Raw genomic sequence first — 3724 nt, 5'->3', positions numbered from 1 at the left:
CCCGTTGATAGGCGTTAAGTGGAAGTCCTGAGAGGGATGAAGCTGAGGCGTACTAATAGACCGAGGGCTTGACCTCTGTTTCCACATGGTGATGATGATGACTTAATTCTCTGCAGTCTTCAGGGTTTTTTACCCTTACAACTTTTCGCTAGTGTCGCCAGACGCAGGGCCACCACTGGGATTCCATCCCGAGCTCGCTTGTTAAACCCCCAGGTGGCGAAGATATTTGGCCCTTCACTGCCGATCGAAAATACCTCAATCCTTCCAACCACTTTTAAACAAAAGCTCCTCTCTGCTGTACAGGTAGGGGCTTTCTTGTTTGTGCTGATTAATTTTGATTAATTTTTAATTCGGTATCCCTGTTAAATTAATTTCGATCGCCCTCATCCCTCAACAGGATTTCATGCTATGTGGGATAAAATTGCCGCACGCATTAGCGAAGTAACGGGAAACAAATTTTCGATCGACAATCGCCGTTCCATCAGCGGTGGCTGCATCAATCAAGGCTATTCTATCAGCAGCAGTTCCCGCACTTACTTCGTAAAAATCAATCAAGCTTGCCAAGTCGCGATGTTTGAAGCTGAAGCGCTGGGTTTGCAGCAAATGCGGCAAACCCAGACGATTCGAGTACCTGAGCCGATTTGCTGGGGAACTGAGGGGAATTCAGCTTATATTGTGCTGGAATGGCTGGATTTGGGAAGTCGCGGGGGCGATCGAGCTTGGGAAGAAATGGGGCGAAAACTCGCCGAAATGCACAAATACACCCCCCCCAGCCCCCCCTTGCTAAGGGGGGGAGAAGAGCCGAATTCGGGCTTATTGAGGGGAGTTTTTGGGTGGGATATTAATAATACGATCGGCTCAACGGTGCAAATTAATAATTGGACGGCAAATTGGGCAGAATTTTGGGCAGAACATCGGATTGGTTATCAGTTAAAATTGGCTAAGCGTCGGGGGGGTCATTTTCCGCAAGGGGAACGTTTATTAGAGATGATTCCTGAATTGTTAGCTGGTTATGAACCTCAACCCTCGCTAGTTCACGGGGATTTGTGGGGGGGAAATGCGGGGGTGACATCTACGGGGGAACCGGTGATTTTTGACCCGGCAACTTATTTTGGAGATAGAGAAGTTGATATTGCGATGACGGAGTTATTTGGCGGGTTTCCGGCGCTGTTTTATCGAGGATATAATCAGGTTTGGTCGTTGGATGGAGGCTACGAGCGGCGGAAAAGTTTATATAATCTATATCACATTTTGAATCATTTTAATTTGTTTGGTGGGAGTTATGAGTCGCAGGCGAATCAGATGATTAAGAGAGTCTTGGGTTAGAAATAGGGATGTTTTATTTCTAACCGCAGATGAACGCAGATAAACGCAGATCTAAGGTTTATCTGCGACCGTTGCCACTTTATTTTTGCTTAGCAGTCGCTTTTTTCTTCGCTTCTTTTTCTGCTTTTTTAGCCGCTTTTTCAGCTTCAAGTTTTGCGATTTGTGCTAGCTCTTTTTCCTCAGCAATTTTATCGAGATAGTAGTGGTAATCTCCCAAATAAGGGCGAAATTCTCCATCCCGAATCTCGACAATTTTGTTAGCTACTTGGGAGATGAAATAGCGATCGTGCGAAACGATAATTACGGTACCGTCATAATTCTGAATCGCTTCTTCCATCATCTCTTTGGCCGGAATGTCGAGGTGATTTGTCGGTTCGTCCAAAATCAGCAAATTCACGGGAGTCAACAGCATTTTTGCCAAAGCTAGGCGGGCTTTTTCGCCGCCGCTTAAAGCGCCGACTTGTTTGAATACTGTTTCGCCCGTAAATAAGAAACGGCCCAACAAAGTCCGGACTTCTTCATTTTTCCAGTCGGGAACTTCGTCGTGAATCGTTTCGATCACGCTTTTATTCAAATCTAAGGCTTCTGCCTGATTCTGTTCAAAGTAACCGGGGATGACGTTGTGGCCTCCCAATTTGACTGTACCTTCAGAAGGCTTTTCTAAACCCATAATCAGTCGCAGCAGGGTGGATTTGCCCGCGCCGTTGGGACCGAGAAAGGCTATGCGATCGCCCCTTTCAATTAACAAGTCTGCTCCCAAAAATAGGATTTTTTCGCCGTAGGTGTGCACCAAATCTTCAATTATTGCTACTTCGCGGCCGCTGCGGGGTGCGGGGGGAAAGCGAAAATGCAAAGTTTTTAATCCGCCAGTGGGCGCTTCGATGCGTTCGATTTTATCTAACTGTTTCTCGCGACTTTTGGCTTGGGTGCTGCGAGTGGCGCTGGCGCGGAATTTTTCTACGAATGCTTGCTGTTTTTCGAGTTCTTTTTGCTGGCTTTCGTAGGCGCTGAGTTGGGCTTCTCTGGCTTCTGCTTTTTGCAGCAGGTAGGAGGAGTAGTTGCCGAGGTAGGTGCTGGAAACGCCGCGTTCGGTTTCGACGATTTGGGTGCAGAGCCGATCGAGAAATTCCCGGTCATGGGATACGATTACCATTGGGGTTGTCAGCCCTTTGAGGTATACTTCCAGCCATTCGATGGTTTCTAAGTCGAGGTGGTTGGTAGGTTCGTCTAGCAGCAGGATGTCTGGTTTTTGCAGGAGAATTTTGCCCAAACTCATCCGCATTTGCCAGCCGCCGCTGAAGGCGCTGACTAATCGATCGCCATCTTCGGGTTCAAATCCGATTTCGGGCAGAATTTTCTCGATTTGGGCTTCTAAACCGTAGCCGTTTAAGCCTTCAAATTGCCGTTGCAGCCGATCCATTTTGTGGATCAATTCGTCGAGATTTTCTGGGGAGGAGTTTTCCAAGTCTCGATGGACTTGCATCAGGGATTCGTGGACTTCGTTGGCTTCGCTGAAGGCGCGCCAAAATTCTTCTCTGACGGTGCGAGTCGGATCTACTTCAAATTCTTGGGAGAGGTAGGCGATGTGGAGGCTGGCGGGGCGAATGACTTCGCCTGCGGTGGGTTCGATTTCGCCGGCGATGATTTTGAGTTGGGTGGATTTGCCGGCACCGTTAACGCCTACTAAGCCGATGCGATCGCCTGGCTTGACTTCCCAGGTGACATCTTTGAGTACGACGCCTGTGGGGTAAATTTTACTGATGTGTTCGAGTCGCAGCATTGTTGTGGGGACTGGGGAAGGGCTGGTTTAGCGGCGGATGGGATGCCGGCGCTGAGGTCGAGTTAATCTTAACAAATTTTAATTATATTTAGCGTATTGCCAGATTTTGATTTGGTAGGAGTTACGCGAAGAAACCGGGTTTCTCTGAAAAATCGCAGATTCTGGGCTAGAGATATAGGAAGAAACCCGGTTTCTGCCCTTGATGTGGGTTCAGGACTATTTGGGTGGGGCGAGCCTCTTCGAGGGCTTCGCTAACGGGCGATCGTGTTGTTTCAGATTGAATTTCTCGAATAATGGTTGAGACTTCTGCACATTATAATAGTCAGTGTCAACCTCTATCGCAAAAGAGAGCGATCGTGCCAGCAAGAGACATTTATCATCAAGTTGTCAAACAGGCTCTGATTAAGGCGGGCTGGACAACTACCCATGATCCGTATCCCTTGGCTTGGGCGAAGAGAAACCGATCGATATTGGTGCCGAACAGCTATTAGCTGCTGAGAACAATGATCGCAAGATAGCAGTTGAAGTTAAAAGTTTTATCACCCACATTCCGCACCCCCAACTGGCACATACGCGGATTGAGGAAGTAAAAGTGAATCATCGGAGATAATAATGAGT

Annotated in this window: 2 protein-coding genes and 1 pseudogene; 2 read left to right on the top strand and 1 reads right to left on the bottom strand. The window is 47.8% G+C overall.

The genetic code is table 11. The annotated features are described in order from the left end of the window. Nucleotides 1-408: 408 nt before the first annotated feature. Complete coding sequence (locus QUB10_RS33845; protein WP_333207487.1) at nt 409-1326, top strand: fructosamine kinase family protein; 918 nt, start codon at nt 409-411, stop codon at nt 1324-1326. Nucleotides 1327-1405: 79 nt separating this feature from the next. Here QUB10_RS33845 and QUB10_RS33840 read toward each other — a convergent pair whose 3' ends face one another. Further along, entirely contained in the window at nt 1406-3106 is a 1701-nt protein-coding gene (locus QUB10_RS33840) for an ABC-F family ATP-binding cassette domain-containing protein (RefSeq protein ID WP_333207486.1), read from the bottom strand. Nucleotides 3107-3399: 293 nt separating this feature from the next. Here QUB10_RS33840 and QUB10_RS33835 point away from each other — a divergent pair. Next, nucleotides 3400-3716: pseudogene (locus tag QUB10_RS33835) on the top strand (element excision factor XisH family protein). The last annotated feature ends 8 nt before the right edge of the window (nt 3717-3724 follow it).

This window comes from Microcoleus sp. B5-D4 (assembly GCF_036705145.1).
GTDB lineage: Bacteria > Cyanobacteriota > Cyanobacteriia > Cyanobacteriales > Microcoleaceae > Microcoleus.
Note: the sequence above shows the minus strand (reverse complement) of the source record. Positions and strands in the feature narration are given on the sequence as shown.